The 18,914-nt window shown below is 72.5% G+C and carries 18 protein-coding genes; 11 read left to right on the forward strand and 7 right to left on the reverse strand.

Translation table 11 applies throughout. The features are described from left to right. Window positions 1-100: 100 nt before the first annotated feature. A complete protein-coding gene (locus EMA17_RS02340) occupies window positions 101-1,573 on the forward strand; it encodes an MFS transporter (protein WP_126635145.1) in 1,473 nt (490 codons plus the stop codon). Between the two features lie 57 nt (window positions 1,574-1,630). Here EMA17_RS02340 and EMA17_RS02345 read toward each other — a convergent pair whose 3' ends face one another. The 3 genes from EMA17_RS02345 to EMA17_RS02350 are packed head-to-tail and all read right to left on the reverse strand — an operon-like array spanning window position 1,631 to window position 4,842. After that, window positions 1,631-3,088, reverse strand: a complete 1,458-nt coding sequence (locus EMA17_RS02345; RefSeq protein WP_160161283.1) for an amidase — start codon at window positions 3,086-3,088, stop codon at window positions 1,631-1,633. Then, window positions 3,085-3,288, reverse strand: coding sequence for a hypothetical protein (locus EMA17_RS51580; protein WP_160161284.1), 204 nt, complete (start codon window positions 3,286-3,288; stop codon window positions 3,085-3,087). The genes EMA17_RS02345 and EMA17_RS51580 overlap by 4 nt, the downstream gene beginning before the upstream one ends. Window positions 3,289-3,345: 57 nt before the next feature. Continuing rightward, window positions 3,346-4,842 (reverse strand): MFS transporter, encoded by a 1,497-nt coding sequence (locus EMA17_RS02350; protein WP_126635147.1) that lies wholly within the window; start codon window positions 4,840-4,842, stop codon window positions 3,346-3,348. 120 nt (window positions 4,843-4,962) lie between these two features. Here EMA17_RS02350 and EMA17_RS02355 point away from each other — a divergent pair, with 120 nt between their 5' ends. Continuing rightward, on the forward strand, window positions 4,963-5,403 hold the full coding sequence (locus tag EMA17_RS02355) for a helix-turn-helix domain-containing protein (RefSeq protein WP_126635148.1): 441 nt from the start codon (window positions 4,963-4,965) through the stop codon (window positions 5,401-5,403). Window positions 5,404-5,430: 27 nt separating this feature from the next. Here the strand turns inward: EMA17_RS02355 and EMA17_RS02360 are convergent, their stop codons facing one another. Beyond that, window positions 5,431-6,333 (reverse strand): MurR/RpiR family transcriptional regulator, encoded by a 903-nt coding sequence (locus tag EMA17_RS02360; RefSeq protein WP_126635149.1) that lies wholly within the window; start codon window positions 6,331-6,333, stop codon window positions 5,431-5,433. A gap of 187 nt (window positions 6,334-6,520) precedes the next feature. On the opposite strand from EMA17_RS02360, the gene EMA17_RS02365 reads away from it, so the two are divergent. From EMA17_RS02365 to EMA17_RS02390, 6 genes are all read left to right on the forward strand, one after another. Continuing rightward, entirely contained in the window at window positions 6,521-7,684 is a 1,164-nt protein-coding gene (locus EMA17_RS02365; protein WP_126635150.1) for a C45 family autoproteolytic acyltransferase/hydrolase, read from the forward strand. Between the two features lie 120 nt (window positions 7,685-7,804). Continuing rightward, window positions 7,805-9,457, forward strand: a complete 1,653-nt coding sequence (locus EMA17_RS02370) for an ABC transporter substrate-binding protein (RefSeq protein WP_126635151.1) — start codon at window positions 7,805-7,807, stop codon at window positions 9,455-9,457. A gap of 62 nt (window positions 9,458-9,519) precedes the next feature. Next, a complete protein-coding gene (locus EMA17_RS02375) occupies window positions 9,520-10,470 on the forward strand; it encodes an ABC transporter permease (protein ID WP_126635152.1) in 951 nt (316 codons plus the stop codon). Then, entirely contained in the window at window positions 10,467-11,342 is an 876-nt protein-coding gene (locus EMA17_RS02380; protein WP_126635153.1) for an ABC transporter permease, read from the forward strand. The genes EMA17_RS02375 and EMA17_RS02380 overlap by 4 nt, the downstream gene beginning before the upstream one ends. A 2-nt stretch (window positions 11,343-11,344) precedes the next feature. Next, window positions 11,345-12,373: an ABC transporter ATP-binding protein gene (locus EMA17_RS02385; protein WP_126635154.1), complete on the forward strand. Its 1,029-nt coding sequence runs from the start codon at window positions 11,345-11,347 to the stop codon at window positions 12,371-12,373. Further along, the gene (locus tag EMA17_RS02390; RefSeq protein WP_126635155.1) at window positions 12,370-13,191 is read left to right on the forward strand and encodes an ABC transporter ATP-binding protein; all 822 of its coding nucleotides are present in this window, start codon (window positions 12,370-12,372) and stop codon (window positions 13,189-13,191) included. The genes EMA17_RS02385 and EMA17_RS02390 overlap by 4 nt, the downstream gene beginning before the upstream one ends. Window positions 13,192-13,407: 216 nt before the next feature. Here EMA17_RS02390 and EMA17_RS02395 read toward each other — a convergent pair whose 3' ends face one another. Then, on the reverse strand, window positions 13,408-14,088 hold the full coding sequence (locus EMA17_RS02395) for a TetR/AcrR family transcriptional regulator (protein ID WP_126635156.1): 681 nt from the start codon (window positions 14,086-14,088) through the stop codon (window positions 13,408-13,410). A 544-nt stretch (window positions 14,089-14,632) separates the two neighbouring features. Between EMA17_RS02395 and EMA17_RS02400 the strand changes: the two genes are divergently transcribed. Continuing rightward, a complete protein-coding gene (locus EMA17_RS02400; RefSeq protein ID WP_126635157.1) occupies window positions 14,633-15,649 on the forward strand; it encodes a winged helix-turn-helix domain-containing protein in 1,017 nt (338 codons plus the stop codon). A gap of 38 nt (window positions 15,650-15,687) precedes the next feature. On the opposite strand, the gene EMA17_RS02405 is transcribed toward EMA17_RS02400, so the two are convergent. Together EMA17_RS02405 and EMA17_RS02410 are read right to left on the reverse strand one after the other, a co-directional pair. Beyond that, window positions 15,688-16,458: a hypothetical protein gene (locus EMA17_RS02405; RefSeq protein ID WP_126635158.1), complete on the reverse strand. Its 771-nt coding sequence runs from the start codon at window positions 16,456-16,458 to the stop codon at window positions 15,688-15,690. Window positions 16,459-16,475: 17 nt separating this feature from the next. Next, window positions 16,476-17,198 carry a TetR/AcrR family transcriptional regulator C-terminal domain-containing protein gene (locus tag EMA17_RS02410; RefSeq protein ID WP_218042597.1) on the reverse strand — a complete coding sequence of 241 codons (723 nt, stop codon included), beginning with the start codon at window positions 17,196-17,198 and terminating at the stop codon, window positions 16,476-16,478. A gap of 135 nt (window positions 17,199-17,333) precedes the next feature. Between EMA17_RS02410 and EMA17_RS02415 the strand changes: the two genes are divergently transcribed. After that, the gene (locus EMA17_RS02415) at window positions 17,334-17,963 is read left to right on the forward strand and encodes an MSMEG_1061 family FMN-dependent PPOX-type flavoprotein (protein ID WP_126635160.1); all 630 of its coding nucleotides are present in this window, start codon (window positions 17,334-17,336) and stop codon (window positions 17,961-17,963) included. A 15-nt stretch (window positions 17,964-17,978) separates the two neighbouring features. Then, on the forward strand, window positions 17,979-18,890 hold the full coding sequence (locus tag EMA17_RS02420; RefSeq protein ID WP_126635161.1) for a PDR/VanB family oxidoreductase: 912 nt from the start codon (window positions 17,979-17,981) through the stop codon (window positions 18,888-18,890). The last annotated feature ends 24 nt before the right edge of the window (window positions 18,891-18,914 follow it).

An 18,914-nucleotide genomic window follows, 5' to 3' on the forward strand; every position in this document is an offset into this window, starting at 1 on the left:
CTCTAACGCAGTCGAAGCCTGCGTTTGTGAGTCTCGCCGGAGCGTTTCATGTCGGCGAGTCGGTCGTACCCGGTCGTACCGGGCTGAAGGGGGAACGAGCATGGCTGCATTGCCTGTGGCCGCAGGCGGTCGATCGAACCGGACGGCACTGCTCGCGATGACCTGCGCGGGTCAGTTCATGGTGCTGCTCGACAACACGATCGTCGGCGCGGCGCTGCCCGACATGCAGGAGCGGCTGCACACCGAACTGACCGGCCTGCAGTGGATCGTCGACGCCTATGTGCTGCTGGTCGCCATGTTGTTGCTGTCCGGCGGCGTGTTCGCCGACCGCTTCGGCCGAAAACGTGTGTTCCTGTCCGGCGTGGCGGTGTTCACCCTCGCGTCGTTGATGTGCGCCATGGCGCCCTCGGTCGGCTGGTTGCTCGCCGGACGGGTGCTCCAGGGCGTCGGCGCCGCCGCGCTGAGCCCGGCGTCGCTGGCCCTGCTCGTCGCCGCCCACCCCGCTCCGCAGGAGCGAGTGAAGGCGATCGGACTGTGGGCCGGATTCAGCGGCATCGGCCTGGCCGCCGGCCCGCCGGCCGGTGGCCTGTTGGCCGACGCCTTCGGGTGGCCCGCCATCTTCCTGATCAACGTGCCCATCGGCGTGCTGCTCCTGGCGGCCGGGCTGCGTCTCCTGGGCGAATCCCGCAATCCGAACGCGCCCGCGATCGACATCCCCGGGACGGTGTTGTCGGTCCTCGGCGTGGGGGCGCTGACATATGCGCTGATCGAGGGCGGCGCCCGCGGCTGGACGTCGCCGCCGATCCTGGGTGGTTTCGCCGCCGCGCTCGTCGTCCTGGTCGTCTTCGGCGTCGTCGAGGGACGCCGCGCCAACCCCGTACTGCCGCCGCGGTTGTTCCGCCGGCGACTGTTCACCGTGTCCAACACAGCCATGGTCGTGGTGGGCTTCGCGCTCATGGGCTCGACGTTCTTCTTCTCCCAGTTCTTCGTGTACGTCCAGGGCAGTTCGCTGGTGCGCGCCGGCCTGCAGACCCTGCCGGCCACGCTCGCGATGGTGGTCGTCAGCCCGTTCGCGGGCAGGCTCGCCGCCCGATACGGCTTTCGTGTGGTGGTGACGGCCGGCCTGACACTGGCCGGACTCGGGCTGCTGGCGCTGGGCTTCGTGCACGCCAACACCGGCTACGGGAACGTGTGGTGGCGACTGGCGATCGTCGGGATCGGCTTCGCCCTGACCATGTCCCCGCTCACCGGCGCCGCCATCCAGGCCGTCGACCCGCAGGAGGGAGGGCTCGCCGCGGGCATCAGCAGCACCACACGCCAGATCGGCGCCGTGCTCGGCGTGGCCGTGCTGGGGGCCGTCGTGCGCACGCGCCAATCCGACGGTGCCTCGTTCGAGGCGGGCCTGAACAGCGCGTTCCTCGTGGCCGGCGTCGTCACCTTGATCGGCGCCGTGCTCACCGGCCTGTGGCTGACGGCGACCACGCCCACCGAAGCCGCCGTACGGCGGCACCAGGCGGGCGATCCACGGGTGCCCGCCGGCGCCGGCGGGGTCGAGCCTCCCGCGGCCGGCTGACCCGGGTTCGCCGAACGGGCGGGGCGGGCGCGTACGTCACGCCGTCCGCCCCGCCGCTCACCGCGATCGTGCCGAGCCCTCGAGGGGTGGGCGTCGCGTGTGGAAGTCGGTGGCCAGTTGGAAGGCGTGCGCGATGACGAGGGCCGCCGCGTCGTTGTCGGGGGCCGCCGCGCATTGCATGGACAGGGGCATGCCGGAGGCGGGCGCGAAGCCGGTCGGGATCGAGATGCTCGGGGCGCCGGCGAGGTTCCAGGGACGCCACTTGTTGCCGCTCGACGGGCGCTTGGGCGGCGGGTCGGTGTGTCCGGAATCGGCGGTCGGGGCGGCGATTTCGTCCTCGGGGTGGACGAAGACGTCGATGTCGTCGAAGAGTTCGAGGAATCGGCGGGACCAGATACGGCGCGCGTGTCGGGTCGCGGCGTAGTCGTCGGCGGGGATGGCCGCCCCGACGGCGATGCGGGCGCGAATGACCGGGCCGAAGTCGAGGGGTCGGCGCGCGAGTTCGTCGATCCTGGGGGCGGCGAGTTCGGTGAGGAGGATCGGGTGGGACAGGTCGTCGATGTCGGCGAGTGGTGCGGGGACGGGGCGGGTGACGACGGTACGCAGGGTGGCGCCCTGTCGGCGCAGGATGTCCAAGGCCGCGTCGAAGGCCGTGAGCTGGTCGTCGTCGGGGACGCCGCGGAAGTAGTCGGTCGCGGCGGGGACGCCCACGGTGAGGCCGCGCAGGGGGTGGTGTGCCGGGAGTTGTTCGAGGCGGTCGGCGAGGTCGCGACGTCGGGGACCGGTGGTGAGGACGTCGACGGCCAGGGCCGCGTCGAGCGCGCCGGCGGCGAGGACTCCGGCGTGGTCCAGGCTCGGGCTCAGCGGCATGACACCGAAGGTGTCGATGCGGCCGCGGGTCGGTTTGAAGCCGCTGACGCCGACGCACGCCGCCGGCCAGCGGATCGAGCCGCCGGTGTCGGAGCCCAGGCCGAGCGGGAACTCGCCCGCCGCGACGCCGGCGGCCGAGCCGGCACTGGAGTAGCCGGGCACACGGTACGGATCCCAGGGGTTGCGGGTGGGCGGGAGGTCGCCCAGGGCCAGTTCGGCGGTGTGGGTCTTGCCCAGGATGACGGCGCCCGCGTTCTTGAGCGCCCGTACGGCGGTCGCGTCGTGGTCGGGGATGTACCCGGCGTGGACGCGGGAGTTGTTCTCGGTCGGTTTGCCCTCGGTCAGGTAGTTGTCCTTGATCCCGACCGGGATGCCGTGCAGCGGGCCCGTTCGGCGGCCGTCGCGGAGCAGCGCCTCGGCCGCGTGGGCCCGGGCCAGCACCTCGTGGACCGGGTAGCGGTGGGCGAAGGCGGCGACGGCCGGTTCCACCCGGGCGATGCGGTCGAGGATCGCTTCGGCCAGTTCGACGGGGGAGAGGGCGCGTCGTGCGATGGCCGCCGCGGCTTCGGCGACGGTCAGGTGGTGCGGGGGCTTGGCGATGCCGGGCGCGGGGGGAATGGCGGTGGTGGCGGGGTCGTCGGTCACGGGGTCCCTCCCAGGGTCGCGTCGCGTGGTGCGTCGTGGGTGTCCCGGACGAAGGCGCGGCAGCGCTCGGCCCGGTCGAGGTTCTCGGCCAGTTCGGCAGGGTCGGGGAGGGCGGCGGAGGGGAGGTCGTGGGCGGCGGCCGCGTGACGGGCGAGGGTGTCGGCCCGGTCGGTGGTGACGGGGGTTCGGATTGTCGGCATCAAGCGCTCCCGGGGGTCGCGGGGTGGGTGTCGATCGGGTTGGTGTGGAACGGGCCTTCAGGCGCCCGAGGTCCGCGTCCGGTCCGCGAGGGGTCGTGTGCTTCGCGGCATCGCGACGAGGGCCACCACCGATGCGGCGGCCACGCAGCCGGCCGCCACCGCCAGGGCCGCCGCGTATCCGTCGGCGAGGGCCTGCGGCGTGGGTGGTCGGCCCTCGTCGCCGTCCGGGCCCGTCACGGCGGAGGCGATCGTGCTCAGGACCGCCAGCCCGACGGCGCCGCCGACCTGGCGGACGGTGTTGAGCAGCCCGGCCGCCACACCGCCTCTGGCGGGCGGGACACCCGCGGTGGCGGCCAGCGTGATCGGCGTGAAGGCGGCCGCCGTCCCGAGCCCGAACAGCACGCCCGGGACGGCGACGGCCCACCAGTACGAGCCGTGCCCGGCGGCGGTCGCGGACGCCGCCAGCGCGGCGAGTCCCACCGCGCCCAGGGCGCAGTACGCGGAGACGGCGCGGCGCGGGCCGAACCGAAGGCTCAGTGGCCCGGCGGTGCGTGCCCCGACCATCATGCCCAGGCCGATCGGCAGGAATCCGCATCCGGCGCGCAGCGGTGGGTAACCGCGTACGTACTGCATGTGGAACGACAGGACGATCAGCGTCGCGACGAAGCCCAGCGCCACCAGGAACATCACCACGTTGGCACTGCGCACCGACCGCAGTCGGAACAACCCCGGCGGCAGCAGCGGGTCGGCGGCCCACCGGGCCTGATGTATCGGGAAGAGGCCGAGCAACAGCACCCCGACCGTCAACACGGCCCACACCGACGAATCCGCCCACCCCACCGCCTCGGAGCGCATCACCGCGAACACCACCGCCACCAGCCCCGACGTGGCCAGCAGCGCGCCGACGACGTCGAGCCGGCTGGGCCCGCCCGATCCGCGCCGATGCGGCGCGAGCACGGCGAGGCCGACGGCCACGGCGCCGATCCCCAGGGGTACGTTCACCAGGAACACCCAGCGCCACCCGAGCCACTGGGTCAGCACCCCGCCGAGCACGGGCCCGGCCGTCGCGGCGATCCCGCCGACCGCGCTCCAGGTGCCCAACACCCGGGCCCGACGCGGCCCTTCCGGAAACGTCGCGGTGAGCACGGACAGCGTGGCGGGCATCGACAACGCCGCCCCCAGGCCCTGCGCCGCGCGGGCCGCCGACAACACCGCCGGCGACGTGGCCAGTCCGCAGACGAGACCGGCCGCGGTGAACAGGGCCATCCCGACGGAGAGGCTCCGGCGCAGCCCGTACACGTCGCAGCAGCGCCCGCCGAGGAGGAGGAACCCGGCGAACGCGAGCGTGTAGGCGTTCACCACCCAGGGCAGCGCCGCGGGGGAGTAGCCGAGATCGACCCGGATGTCCGGCAGTGCCACGGACACGATCGTCGCGTCCAGGACCACCACGAACGAGACCGCGCAGGCGAGCACCAGCACCAGGCGCTCCCGGCGCCGGATCGCCCGCTCGCCGATCGGGGTCGGCGGCGTACTCGTGTCGCGGGCTGTTCTCATCGGCTCTCCCGAGGTGCGCGTGGCAGACCGACTCGGGGCCGGCGCGGACATCCGCGCCCGGGACCGGGTCGAGTGGAATCGACCTTGCCTTCTCAACCCGGGTTGAGGTCAACTGAGGGGATGAGGGACACCCTGGTGGCGGTGGGCGACGTCGCGGACCGCTTCGACCTGCCGATCTCGACGCTGCACTACTGGGAGCGCCGGGGGCTGATCACACCGCACCGCCGGGCGGGCCGGCGCTACTACGACGCGGAACATCTGTACCGGATCGCGCTGATCCGCCTGTGGCGCGACACCGGACTGATGTCGCTCGACGAGATAGCCGCCGTCCTGGCCGGCCGCACCGCGACACACAACTGGCGCGACACCGTCACCTCGAGGATCGCCGCCATCGAGGCCCAGATGAACCAACTCGACACGGCCCGCGGCTATCTCGGCTACATGCTCGAATGCACCCGGGACAACCCGGCGGCGGACTGCCTCCAGTTCCGCGCCGAAGTCCTGGTCCCCGCCCCCAAGCACCCCCCGTCCCACGACCGACCGGCGCCCCCCACCCCTTGACGAGCCGGCCCGCACGCCGAGCCCGGTTCAGCGTTTGGGGCGGCCCTCCCCGGGTTCGAGGAGTTGGGCTCGCAGGGATGTGAGTTGGTGGGAGTGCTCGACGGAGCGGGTTTCGTCGAGGGAGGCGACGGCCAGCAGCAGCGCGTCGCCGAGCACGAGTGCGGCCAGGGATTCGGTGGTGATGCCGGTCGGGGTGTGCGGCGCGTACAGGACCGCGTCCGCCGTGTCGGCCAGGCGCTCGACCAGTTCGTCGGTGACCACCACGATGCCGGCGCCGAGTACGCGGGCGCGGTCCAGCAGTACCTCCATGTCGTGCAGGAATCGCCCGGGGACGAACATCACCACCACGTCCTGGCGGCGCAGCGTGAGCAGTTCGTCGGCCAGTGCGAAGCCGGTGGTGCCCACGAAGCGGGCCCGCCGGCCCATGCGGTTGAGCTTGAGCGCGAGGTGGCGGCCGGCCAGTTCCGAGGCGCCGACGCCGTACGCCAACACCTCGCCGGCGTCGGCAAGCAGTTGGGTGGCCCGGCGGAAGGCCGTCGCGTCCAGGTTGGCCCGGCCGTGTTCCAGTCGTTCGATCGCCTCGTCGTAGACCCGGGCGCGGATGCCGTCGAGGTCCTGGCCGACCTGGGTGATCCGCTGCCGGACCCGCACCTCGGGGGCCACGTCCGTGACGAAGTCGGCGGCGATGTCGCGCTTGAGCGCGGACAGGCCGCCCAGGCCCAGGCGTTGCAGGGTGCGCACCACGGTGGCGTTGCTGACACCGATGGTCGCGCCCAGGTCCGCGGCGCTGGCGAAGAGCACCTGCTCGGGGGAGCAGTTGGTCAGGTATCTGGCCACGTTCCGCTCGGCCGGGGACAGGTCGGCCCATTGCTCACGGATCGCCGCCCGGACTCGGGCCAGCGCCGGATTCTCCAGCGGTTGTTCGCTCACGCCTCTTGACTCCCCGGTATCAACCATTACTCTCCTCATGAAACAAGCAATACATGTTACCGCGATACCGTAATGACTGTTACCGAATCTCGGATCGAACCCTTCGACCCGGGACGACAAGTGTCGCCGCGAGCCCCGCGACACCCCGCACGGCGGACCCCCAACCCCCAGCACCCCAGGAGACGACGTGAGTGGCGTGTCCCTTCCGACCATCGAGATCGGCGGCGAGCCCCGAAGCCGGGGCCGCCAGTACGGCGAAGGGGCGAGCGCGCTCATCCATACCGCTGTCGACTACTACGCCGAGGCGTTCGGCGCCGCCGGCGGCCTGACCTGGCGTCAGGTCACCGCCCGCGCCGAACACTGGCTCGCCCCGTCCCGCGCCTTCGCCCCCGACCTGGTCGAGGAGATGACCGGGATCGCCGAGGGCGCCGGCCTCGACCTGCTCGACATCCTCGCCCTCAACGCCCGCGGCGAGATCATCTACGACGACACCTTCGCCGCGATGGGATCCCCGGCCGCGCAGGCGGCGCCGCCGACCCCGGACAACCCCGACGGCTGCACCTCGTTCGCCCTGCTCGAACCGGCTTCCGGCGACGGCCACGTGTACGCCGGCCAGAACTGGGACTGGCGCCACGGCGTCCGCGAGACGGTCATGGTCGTGCGAGTGGTCCAGCCCGGCAAGCCCACCGTGGTGATGCAGGTCGAGGCGGGCCAGGTCGGCCGGCAGGGCGCCAACTCGGCCGGCCTCGCCCTCAACGCCAACGGCCTCGGCGGACGCTTCGACCACGCGATCGGCATCCCGCAGACGCTGATCCGGCGCCGCGTACTCGACTGCGCCAACCCGGCCGAGGCGTTGGACGTGCTCTTCCGCACCCGCGCACACATCGCCAGCAACGCCCTGCTCACCCACCGCGCGGGCTTCGCGATCGACATCGAGACCACCCCCGGCGCCAACGGCTGGATGTATCCCGACGACGGCCTGCTCGTGCACGGCAATCACTACCAGGCCTTCATGCCCACCCAACTGGCCGCGAACTACCGCCCCTCGGCTCCGGATTCGCTGCTCCGGGTGCCGCGCGCCGAAGCGGGCCTGCGGCGCTGCCGGGACGCGGGCGACCCGGCCGAGACCCGCAAGCTGATCCACGCCGCGATGTCCGACCACCTCGGCTACCCCGAATCGTTGTGCACCCACCCGGATCCGGCCCGACCGGCGGTCCGTCAGTGGGCGACGCTCCTGTCCAGTTGCGTCGATCTGACCACGGGTGAATACCGCGTCACCGCCGGCACCCCGTGCGATCACGAGTACGAACTCCTGCCCTGGAACCTGCACGACGGCCCCGGCGGCGCCTGAACCCGCCGCTTCGACGGCGCCCGAGCCGGCCACTCCGGGCGGGGCCCGAACCACCCGCTCCCGGCACCGCCCATTCCCGCGTCCCCGCGTCCCCGCACGCCCGCATCCCCGGAGAGTCGCATGTCCCGCACCCGCACCCGCACCTTCGCCGCGCTCGGCCTCGCGGCCCTGCTCGGCCTGAGCACCGCCTGTTCCGACAAGACCGCCGGCGGCAACCCCGCCGCGGGCACCCCCGGCAAGCCCGCCGACCTCGCGCTGACCGACACCACCGCCAAGGGCACCGGCCCGGTGGACAGCGTCAGATGGCTGCTCGCCAAGGAACCCAAGTCGCTGGACCTGGACGTGCGTTCGGACAGCGACTCGAACGCACTGCTCGCGAACGTCTGCGAACGACTGTTCCAGACCCAACCCGACCTGAGCATGCGCCCGCACCTGGCCGACTCGGCGACCTACACCGACCCCACCACGCTCGTCCTCAAGCTGCGCGCCGGAGTCACCTTCCACGACGGTTCGCCGATGACCGCCGACGACGTCGTGTGGAGCCTGCGACGGCACGCCGCCGAGGGCAGGAACGAGTCGGACGAGTTCGAGCGGGTGAGCACCATCGAACGCACCGGCGACACCGAGGTCACCGTACGCCTGAAGGAACCCGACGCGCTGTTCACCAAGGCCCTCGCGGGCAACGCGGGCGTCGTGCTCGACCGCGAACAGGCCGAGCCCGCGGGCAAGGACTACGGCACCCCGGGCCGCACCGACGCCTGCACGGGCCCGTACACGCTCAAGGAATGGAAGGCCGGCAGCCGGATCACCCTGGAGCGCTACGACGCCTACTGGGACAAGTCCCGCAAGCCGCTGGTGCGTTCGGCCACGTTCGGCTGGGCGGACGAGAACGCCATGGTCAACAGCATGACCACCGGCGCCGCCGACGGCACCTACCTCACCACGATGAGCGCGGTCCCGCCCCTGGCCGGCAACGGCGCGCTCACCGTCTCCTACGGCTCCTCCTCCCGCGCCTGGACGCTCATCCCCACCGAGCGCGGCGGCATGAAGGACCCGCGCGTGCGGCGCGCGCTCTCGCTCGCGCTGGATCGCCAGGGCATCGCCAAGGCGGCCTTCGCCGGTCTGGCCACCCCCTGGAAGACCCCCCTGGGCCCGGGCGCGTGGGGCTACGAGAAGGCCACCTTCCAAGCCGGCTACGACGCCCTCCAGGGCGCCCCGGCGCAGCCCACCGCCGCCGACCTGGACGCGGCGAAGAAGCTGGTCACCGAACTGGGCCCCGCGGCCCCCACCCTCGTGATCGCCAACGACGGCACGCCCACCCGCAACCTGATCGCCAACGCGGTGGTGGACGCGGCCCACCGGATCGGTCTCAAGGCCCAGATCAAGACCATGTCCGGCGCCGACTTCACCTCGCTTTACACCGACCAGGCGCTGCGCAAGAGCGTCGACATGTTCGCCGACGACTGGTACATCTCCAAGGCCGACCCGGCCGGTTTCTACGACAACGCGCTCACCGGCTCGAACAACAACTGGGTCGGCTTCAGCTCGCCCGAGTACGACTCGGTCGTCAACGAGGCGCTGCGCACCACCGACGACGCGGCCCGGGCCCGACTGCTGGTCGAGGCCGAGCGCCGGTTCACCGCCGACGCGGTGTGGCTGCCGCTGGTCCAGGTGCCGAACGTGCTGGTCACCAGCACCAAGCTGACCGGCGCCCCCGCGTCGATGTGCAACGTCGCCTACCCGTGGCTGGCCGACCTCGGCGCCAAGGGCTGACGTCCCGCGCCGGCCCCACCGGCGCGCCCCGGCCCGTTTCCCCGCCCCCGGAGGTGTCCCCCATGCCCGCCCGCGCCCTGCGCATCACCCTTGGGCTGCTCGTCACGCTGCTCGCCGCGTCCTTCGTGATCTTCGGCGCCATCTACGCCGCCCCCGGCGACCCGGCCGCGTTCCTGGTCGGCGGCCAGGAGGACGCGACGCCGGAGAAGCTGGCCGCCGTCCGGGCCGCCTACCACCTCGACGACCCGCTGTGGGTGCAGTACGGGGACTGGATCGGCGGCGTCCTGCACGGCGACCTCGGCCGCTCGATGCAATACCACGACCAGGTCGCGGACCTGGTGTCCTCCCGCGTGCCCACCACGCTGTTCCTCGTCTCGTACTCCGCCGTGCTGTTCGTCGTGGCCGGCGTCGCCCTCGGCGTGTTGTCCGCGGTGCGCGGCGGGCGGGTCGACGGGGTCGTCGTCGCGGTCACCACGCTGCTGGCGTCGATCCCCAAGTTCGTCAAGGCGCTGGCCCTGGTCGCCTTCCTGGGCGTGCAGTGGGGCTGGTTCCCGGTCACCGGCGCCGGCGAGGGCTTCGGCGACCGGCTCCACCATCTGACCCTGCCCGCACTCTCCCTGGCCCTGGGCGAACTGGCCGTGGTCAGCCGGGTGACCCGGCAGAGCATGTTGGAGCAGTACGCCCAGGACCACGTCGCCGTGGCCCGCGCGGCGGGACTGTCCGAGTTCAAGGTGATCCGCCGCCACGTGCTGCGCAACGCGCTCGCGCCGGTGGTGACCATGTGCGGCCTGATCACCGCGAGCCTGTTCGCGGGCACCGTGGTCGTGGAGACCGCGTTCGGGATCAGCGGCATGGGCTCGCTCCTCGTCCAGGCGATCAACACGCACGACTTCCCGGTGACCCAGGCCGTGCTGCTGCTCATGGTGCTCGCGTACATGCTCGTCACCACGCTCGTCGACCTCGTCCACCCGCTGATCGACCCGCGGGTGCGCCTCGAAGGAAGCGCCGCATGACCCTCCTCCAAGCCGCCGTGCCGTCGGTCGCCACGGCATCCCCCGAGCCGGCCAAGCCCAAGCGGACCTGGCCGATCCCGGTCCGGATCGCGGCCGGATTCCTGCTGCTGACCGCGGCGTCGGCGATCCTGGCGCCGTTGCTGGCGCCGTACGAGCCGGACGCGATCGACCTGAACGCCTCGCTCGCGCCGCCCGACGGTGCGCACGTGCTGGGCACCGACCAGTCCGGGCGCGACCTGCTCTCCCGGGTGCTGCACGGGGCCGGACCGAGCCTGGTGGCGCCGCTGGCGCTGCTCGCGCTCGCGTCGGTGATCGGCATCGCGCTGGGCACGCTGGCCGCCTGGCACGGCGGTTGGGTGGACGCGTTCGTCTCGCGCGTCACCGACGTGATGTTCGCGTTCCCCGGGTTGTTGTTCGTGATCCTGATCGTGTCGGTGTTCGGCGACGGGCTGACCACGGCGGTGGTCGCGCTCGCGCTGGCCTACTCGCCGGTGGTGGCCAAGTACACCCGCAGCATCGCGCTCGCGGAGCGGGCCAAGCCCTACATCGACGCCTATCGGGTGCAGGGCATGGGCGGATTCGCGATCTGCGTCCGGCGGCTCGTGCCCAATCTGGCGCCGTCGCTGATCGGCTACCTGGTGCTGATGTTCGGCCAGGTGCTGATGGGCATGGCCACGCTCAGCTACCTGGGCTTCGGTGCCCAGCCGCCCAGTTCGGAATGGGGGCTGATGGTCAAGGAGGGGCAGGCCGCGCTGGTCCGGGGCGCGCTGTGGCCGGCCCTGGTGCCCGGCACCGCGATCGCCCTGGTCGTGGTGGCCTTCAACGTCGTCGGCGTGCGGATCTCCGACCGCCTGGGGGTGAGGGAACGATGACGATGGTCGAGAAAGCGAACGCGGCCGCGGAGCACCGGTTCGACCACGAGCGCCTGCTGGACATCGAGGACCTGACCGTCGAACTGCCCGGCGTCGGAGCGCGGCGCCCGGTGCTCGACGCGGTGCGCCTGCGCGTGGACCGCGGCGAAGTGGTGGGCCTGGTCGGCGAATCCGGCTCCGGCAAGTCCACCGCCGCCAAGGCCGTGTTGCGGATGTTGCCGCGCGGCGCGCGGATCGGCGGCCGGGTGGGCGTGGCCGGGCAGGAGGTGCTCACCCTGGGTCCCGGCGACCTGCGCGACCTGCGCGCCCGCCGAGTGGCGATGGTGCACCAGGATCCACGCTCCTCGCTCAATCCGGTGCGCCGGATCGGCGACTTCCTGACCGAGCGGCTGATCCACACCCTGGGCCGGCCGAAGGCGCAGGCGTACGCCGAGGCGCTGCGGCTGCTCGACGCGGTGGGCATCGTGCGGCCGGCCGAGCGGATGCGGCAATTCCCGCACGAGTTGTCCGGCGGGATGCTCCAGCGGGTGGTGATCGCGGCGGCGCTCGCGGGCGACCCCGAACTGCTGCTCGCGGACGAGGCGACCAGCGCGCTGGACGTGACCACCCAGGCCGAGATCCTGGCCATCCTGCGCGAGCACCGCACCCGGCGCGGCCTGGGCCTGCTGTTCATCACGCACGACCTGCACCTGGCCGCGGCCTACTGCGACCGGGTGTACGTGATGTACGCCGGACGGGTCGTGGAGGAGCGCACGGCCGGGCAACTGTTCGAGGATCCTCGCCACCCGTACACGGCCGGACTGCTGGCCTGTACACCGGAGTTGGGCGACCCGCGCCCGATCCGGCCGATCCCGGGCCGGCCGCCGTCGCTGGACGACGCCTTCCCCGGCTGCCCGTTCGTGGCGCGCTGCCCGGTGGCGCAGACCGCGTGCGAGACCTGGCGGCCGGTCGCCCGCGAACTCGACGGCGGCGGCAGCGTGATGTGCCGCCGCACCGACCTGGACCACCCCGTGGAGATGGTGCGCGCATGACCACGCCGGCTCTGGAAGTACACGGCCTGTGCCGCGAGTTCGCGCTGCCGGGCCGACGCGGCGGGAGCACGGTCGCGGCCCGTGACATCTCCTTCACCGTGCCGCCGGGCGGTTCGCTCGGCCTGGTCGGCGAGTCCGGCTCGGGCAAGACCACGATCGCGCGCATGCTGGTGGGCCTGGTCCGCCCGGACGCGGGCACCATCGCGGTGGACGGGCATCCGCGCGCGGCACGCGTACGGGGCGCGACGGAACGGCTGCGCCGGGCCCGGGAGATCCAGATGGTCTTCCAGGACCCGTACGTCTCGCTGGATCCCAGGCTCACCGCCGCGCAGTGCGTGGCCGGCGTACTGCGGCTGCACGGCGAGGCGGACCGCGACAAGCGGGTGCGCGAACTGCTCGACCAGGTCGGCCTGGGCACCCGCGAGGCCGACGCGCGTCCGCATCGGCTCAGCGGCGGACAGCGGCAACGGCTGTCCATCGCCCGGGCGCTGGCGGCCCGCCCGCGAGTCCTGGTGCTCGACGAGGCGGTATCCGCGCTGGACGTGTCGATCCAGGCGCAGATCCTGCACCTGCTCACCGAGTTGCGCACGGAGACGGACGTCGCGCTGGTGTTCGTCAGCCACGACCTCGCGGTGGTGCGGCAGGTCACCGACGACCTGCTGGTGCTCTATCGGGGTGTGGCGGTCGAACAGGGTCGCACCTCCGACATCCTGACCGACCCGCGACACGCCTACACGCGGCTGCTGGTCGGTTCCGCACCGCGCCCCGGCTGGGATCCGGCCTCGGTCGGCGCGCTGCGCGCGGAACTCGCCGAGTGAGGCACGCGGTCGCCGGCGTGTCGGGGCGGGTCACGGGCGGGGGAGTTCCGGGACCACCGGGGAGGCGGGGTCGAGCAGGGCGCACGGGTCGACGGTGCGTTCGTCGCACGATCGCGGCCCGAAGCGCGACTTCGTCGATCCGAACCCCCGGAGCCGGACCCCGTCCCCCCCGACCACCCGCAGCCACGCCGCCACACCGGGGGAACGCGCCGTGCGTCAGTTCGAGATGCGGGCCTCGATGCCGTCGAGGATGAAGTCGAGGCCGGTCCGGAAGGTCTCGTCGGGGTCGGGGTGTGGCCCGTCGCGGACCACCGATTCCAGCGCCGGGAAGCGGCCGGTGGCGAAGACCCGTTCCAGATAGGGCCCGAAGGTGGCCTGCCACTGCCGCTTGTCCATCCCCGTGGCCCGCTCGGCGCGCCACTCGGTGATCTCCCGGCGCACCGCGCCGATCACGTACGCGTCGACCGCGTCGACCGCCGGGACGACGATGTCCAGGTCGATGTCGCCCATCGCGGCCAACACGGCCTCCCCCCTGGCCAGCGCGTGCGGCCCGAGCCGGGGTCGCCCACCGATCAGATCGGCGAACCATTCGTGCCGGTGGGCGGCCTGCCGGGTGGTCTCGGCGAGGGAGTGCAGCGCCTCGCGCCAACCGTCTCCGACCGGCCGAATCTCCGCGTGCACCGCATCGACCATCAGGTCGAGCAACTCTTCCTTGGTAGCGATGTAGCCATACAGCCGCATCGGCCCGACGCCCAGCACGGCGGCCACCTTGCGCAGCGACACCGCCTCCAGGCCGTCCACGTCGGCCAGCCCGATCGCCGCTCCCAGGATCCGTTCCCGGCTCAACGGCGCCGGCACCGGCCGACTCGGCGGCTCCTCCCGCTCCCACACCAACATGCCGCCGACGATACATCGCTTGCATCGATACGGCGTATTTGCCTGATACGGCGCATGGAGACCGATCGCGACAGCGCGCAACGCGCGCCGCGTGCCGGAGTGCGGCCGGAGGTGGGCGGATACGCGCCCACCTCCGGCCGGATTCGAGCCCGGTGGAATTCCCGTCCCTCCCCGTCGGACGGGGTCGTGACCCGGGTGCGATCGCCGCATGGTTTCGGGCGGCGTGCCTGTTCGGCCCGTGCTTCCGCCCCGTGTCGGATCCTCGGCCGATTCCGTCGCCCGTACCCATGTGCCTCGCACCCGGAGCCCTCCACTCCGGCTCGCGTGTGCCGGCGGGCGGACGACGTTGTCCGCTCACCTCGTTCCCGAATCCTGGTCGATCGGGCGTCGTCTGAAAACGCCTTTCAGCCTGGGCTGAAACCCGCTGGTCGGAGCGCCGCCGAGGACGCACACTGTCGGGGTCCTCCCGATGAGGTACGCACCGAACGGGAGGCGGCGTACGGCGCGTCCCGGACGAATCGCCCCCGACCCTCGGAGTGCACGAGTGCTGCGGATCCACTTCACCGCGGAGGACCTGGCCCGGACCCGACTGGCCACGACGGTCGGTGCGGCGGCCGAGACCTACCACAGCCTGGAACTGCTGCACGGTCCGCGCAGACCGCTGCCCTTCCGGGCCTGGCGCGCCGAGGTGGCCGCGCGCCTGGAGGCGGCGCCCGGTCCGCTCACCGCGCTGCTGCCGATCCGCGGCCCGGGCCTGGATCTGCGCACGCTGGTCGGGGACTCGCCCTCCCTCGACGAGGGCATCGAGAACCTGCTCGCGGTGCCCGGCGCGCGATTACGCGCGGAACTGGCGCACCTGACCTTCGATCCCGCCCACTCGACCTGGGTGCGCGATTTCCTGGACGGCGCCCTCGAACCGCGCCGCGAGTTCGCCCGGGCGCTGCGCGCCTGCCACGACGTGACGGTCGCGCCCTTCCACGAGCGGGTGCGCTCGCATCTGGAGGCGGCCCGCAGCCGCCATACCCGCGCGTTGCTCGACGGCGGTGTCGAGGGCCTGTTGGCCGGGTTGTACGTGCCGTTCATCCGCTGGAATCCGCCGGTCCTGGAGATCCGGCGGCGCAAGGACCACGACATCGTGCTCGGCGGCCGGGGCCTGGTGATCGCACCGACGCTCTTCGTCTGGCAGGAGTCGGCGGTGCTCTGGGACGTCCAGGACGAAGCCGCGCCGTACATACTGGCCGTGCCCACGGTGCGCGACCTCCGGGACGGCGCCGGGCTGTGGCAACCCGGCGCGGGCGACGACCGCGCGCTCGGCGCACTCCTGGGGCAGACCCGGGCCGCCGCGCTGACCGTGATCAACGACGGTTGCACGACCACGGAGTTGGCCCGTCGGCTGAACGTCTCGGCGGCGTCCGCGAGCCAACACGCGACCGTGCTGCGCAACGCCCGGCTGATCACCACGACCCGCCGGGGCGGCGCGGTCCTGCACGCGCTGACCTCACTGGGTCTGGAACTCCTCGGCGAAAGCCCGCCGCGCGCACGCCACCCGGCGCGGACCTGACCCCACGACGCAACGCGGCCGCTCACGACGCCCGCGGCTCAGTCGGTCGGCGGCAGTGCCTCGATCAGGGCGATCGCCGCGGAGCAGCACAGGATCAGGCCCAGTTCGGCGACCGTGGACGGCACCGCCTCGGGTTCTCCGGGGCGCGTCGGCGGCGCCGGTACCGCGAGCGCCGGCTCCCCGAGGGCTTCGCGGTTGCGCAGCAGGGCCTGGAGCACGTCGAGCAAACCCCATGCGCCCCAGGCCGGTTCGTGTCGGCGGGCACGGTCCGAGGGGTCGACGAGGGCGAGCGAGCGAATCGTTTCGGCGTGACCGGCGGCGAGCTGTTTCGCGGCGTCCGCGCCGATGCGTGCGGCGATGTGGTCGTGCACCAGCGCGCGGCCGGTCGGCACGGCCAAGCTCAGCTTCAGCGCCCCGAGGCCGGTCCGGGCCAACGCGCCCGGGTCCTTGGCCCGACGCGACGCGGCGCGCCGGTGGCGCAGTTCGAAGGCGACGGTGGGGAGCAGGTGCGGGTGGAACGCGGCCGCGGCGGCCTGTTCGGCGTCGAGCCCGGGCACCATGTCCCGGACCAGCGCCGGCGCGGCGGATCCGATCACCGTCCGGGTCGCGTGCAACCACCGCGGCGCGGCGCTGAGTTCGATCCGCGGCAGATCCCGCAGCACGACCTCGGTCACCGGTCCCCGGAGCGTCGCGGCGAGTTCCGCCGTGCGGTCGGCGGTCAGCCCCAGGGCCCCGAGCGCCTCGGTGGGATCGCCCGCCGGTTCGTTCGCCGGGTCGTCCGGCGCACCTCGTCGATTCCACAGCCCCACGTCGACCTCCGCCCGGTTCACGTCCCGTCGCCGCCATCGTCGCACGCCCCGGGAGCCCCGTCGCGGGCCGGCGCCGGCGCATCGGCGGTTCGGGCGTCGGCCGCCGGGGGCGGAGCGGTCGAGTCGAGGAGTCGGCGGCGGAGGCCGTCCAGGAGCAGCCCCACGCCGAACTCGAAGCGCTCGCCCGGATCGGCGTCGAAGGCCGACGTCAGCGCCGTGCGCGCGTATTCGGACTCGGCCCGACCGCGCACCAGGTCGTGCTTGCGCTCCGTCCAGGCGCCCGTCGCCGACAGCCGGGCCTGGGCCTGTTCCTCGATGGTGTGGCCCAGTACGTAGTGGCCGCAGGTCAGCGTGACCCATCCGGCCTGCTCGGCCGGGAAGCCGGCGGCCTCCAGGATCCGAAAGAGCGCGTCCTCGAGCAGGCGCGTGTTGGGCCCGGCCACGTAGGTACCCGCCACCACCCGGGCGCCGTCCCGATGGGCCAGCAACGCGGCGCGCAACCGCCGTGCCAGGAACATCAGTTGCTCGTCCCACGGCCCGTCCGGCACGGGCGCGACGACCGATTCCAGCAGCCGGTCGGCCATCGCGTCGAGAAGCGCTTCCTTGCTCGGGAAATGCCGGTACAGGGCCGGACCCCGAACATCGAGCGAGGCGCCGAGCTTGCGGGTCGTCAGCCCGTCGAGCCCCTCGGCGTCCAGCAGCGCGATCGCGCCTTCCACCACATCCGCGCGTCGCAACAAGGCTGCGTGCTCCCTCTTCCCGGCCGTCGTCTTCTCGATGTTATCCACCCCGGCTGCTACTGTTACCATCGATCACTGTTACCAGTGATAACAGTAGGAAAGGCTAACCTGACCGAAGCTATGCAAGGGATGGCCATGAGCACCACCGAACTCCGCTACCGCCGCCTGACGCCCGACACGGTGCGCGCGATGATCGGCAGCCCCGATCCCATGGCGAAGGCCAAGAAGCTGGATCGGATCGACGCGTACTTCCACCGCTTCATCGCGCACTCGCCGTTCGTCGCCCTGGCGACCGCCGACGGCACGGGCCTCCCGGACTGCTCTCCCCGCGGCGACTACCCGGGATTCGTGAAGGTCCTGGACGAGCGCACGCTGGCCCTGCCCGACCGCCCCGGCAACAAACTCGCGGACTCCTTCCACAACCTCGCCGAGAACGACGGCGTCGGACTGCTGTTCCTGGTGCCCGGAGTCCGTGAGGTCCTGCGCGTCAACGGGCACGCCTACCCCAGCGACGACCCGGACGTGCTCGCGCGTATGCAGGTCGAGGGCAAGGCACCGGCGTTGGCCCTGATCATCGAGGTCGCCGAGGCCTACTTCCACTGCGGCCGGGCGCTGATCCGCTCGCGACTGTGGGAGCCCGAATCCCGGGCACTGGCCGACGAGATGCCCTCCGTCGGGGAAGTGGCCGTCGGACAGCTCGGATTGGCCGTGGAACCCGCCCTCATCGACCGGGCCGTACAGGACAACTACCACACGCTGTACTGAGGAGGCCGACCACCCATGCAGGAAGCGTTGATCGAACGGATCGAATCGGTGGCCCGCCGTACCGCCGTGATCACCTTGCGCCGGACCGAACTGCCGTTGCTCCCCTGGGAACCCGGGGCACACATCGACCTGTCGCTCCCCAATTGGCTCACCCGCCAGTACTCACTGTGCGGATCGCCGACCGACCCCGACCGCTACCGGATCGCGGTACGCCACGATCCGCTCAGCCGCGGCGGCTCGGAATACGTCAACCTGTTCCTTCGCCCCGGACGTCGCGTGCGGATCTCCCGGCCCCGCAACAACTTTCCGCTCGACGGCGCACGCGGATACCTCTTCATCGCCGGCGGCATCGGCATCACCGCGATCCTGCCGATGATGCGGGCCGTCGCCGATCGCCCGGGCACGGCGGCCACGCTGGTCTACATCGGCCGCACCGAGGAGGCGATGCCCTTCGTCGGGGAGATCCGGGACACCCTCGCCGACCGCGCTCGCGTCATCGCCACCGAACGGGACGGCCGCCCGGATCTCGCCGAACTGGCCTGCGGGCTCCCGGCGGACACCTCGGTCTACTGTTGCGGGCCCGCCGGCATGCTCGACGCCTGCGGCGCCGCCTTTCCCCCGGAGCGCCTGCACCTCGAACGATTCCGCCGAGCCGAGAAGACCTTCGCCCCGGACACGCCGTTCGAGGTGGTCTGCGCCCGCTCCGGGGACCGGGTCACGGTCGCCCCCGGCGAGACGATCCTCGACGCCCTCGCCCGCGCGGGCCGCCCGCTCGCGTCCGGATGCCGCGAAGGGGTGTGCGCGAGCTGCGAGGTGGCCGTCGTCGAGGGTGTCCCGGACCACCGCGACGACATCGGCGCCCCCGCCGGCCGCATGTATCCGTGTGTCTCGCGCTCCGTGTCGGCGCGACTCGTGATCGACGTCTGAGCGCGACCGCGCGAGCGGATCCGA

It is taken from the genome of Embleya hyalina (assembly GCF_003967355.1).
Lineage (GTDB): Bacteria > Actinomycetota > Actinomycetes > Streptomycetales > Streptomycetaceae > Embleya > Embleya hyalina.

Bases quoted from the DNA above. Each gene is read 5' to 3' on its own strand.
- EMA17_RS02340 (WP_126635145.1), top strand. From the start codon at position 101: ATGGCTGCATTGCCTGTGGCCGCAGGCGGTCGATCGAACCGGACGGCA.
- EMA17_RS51580 (WP_160161284.1), bottom strand. From the start codon at position 3,288: ATGCCGACAATCCGAACCCCCGTCACCACCGACCGGGCCGACACCCTC.
- EMA17_RS02350 (WP_126635147.1), bottom strand. From the start codon at position 4,842: ATGAGAACAGCCCGCGACACGAGTACGCCGCCGACCCCGATCGGCGAG.
- EMA17_RS02355 (WP_126635148.1), top strand. From the start codon at position 4,963: ATGAGGGACACCCTGGTGGCGGTGGGCGACGTCGCGGACCGCTTCGAC.
- EMA17_RS02370 (WP_126635151.1), top strand. From the start codon at position 7,805: ATGTCCCGCACCCGCACCCGCACCTTCGCCGCGCTCGGCCTCGCGGCC.
- EMA17_RS02375 (WP_126635152.1), top strand. From the start codon at position 9,520: ATGCCCGCCCGCGCCCTGCGCATCACCCTTGGGCTGCTCGTCACGCTG.
- EMA17_RS02380 (WP_126635153.1), top strand. From the start codon at position 10,467: ATGACCCTCCTCCAAGCCGCCGTGCCGTCGGTCGCCACGGCATCCCCC.
- EMA17_RS02385 (WP_126635154.1), top strand. From the start codon at position 11,345: ATGGTCGAGAAAGCGAACGCGGCCGCGGAGCACCGGTTCGACCACGAG.
- EMA17_RS02390 (WP_126635155.1), top strand. From the start codon at position 12,370: ATGACCACGCCGGCTCTGGAAGTACACGGCCTGTGCCGCGAGTTCGCG.
- EMA17_RS02395 (WP_126635156.1), bottom strand. From the start codon at position 14,088: ATGTTGGTGTGGGAGCGGGAGGAGCCGCCGAGTCGGCCGGTGCCGGCG.
- EMA17_RS02415 (WP_126635160.1), top strand. From the start codon at position 17,334: ATGAGCACCACCGAACTCCGCTACCGCCGCCTGACGCCCGACACGGTG.
- EMA17_RS02420 (WP_126635161.1), top strand. From the start codon at position 17,979: ATGCAGGAAGCGTTGATCGAACGGATCGAATCGGTGGCCCGCCGTACC.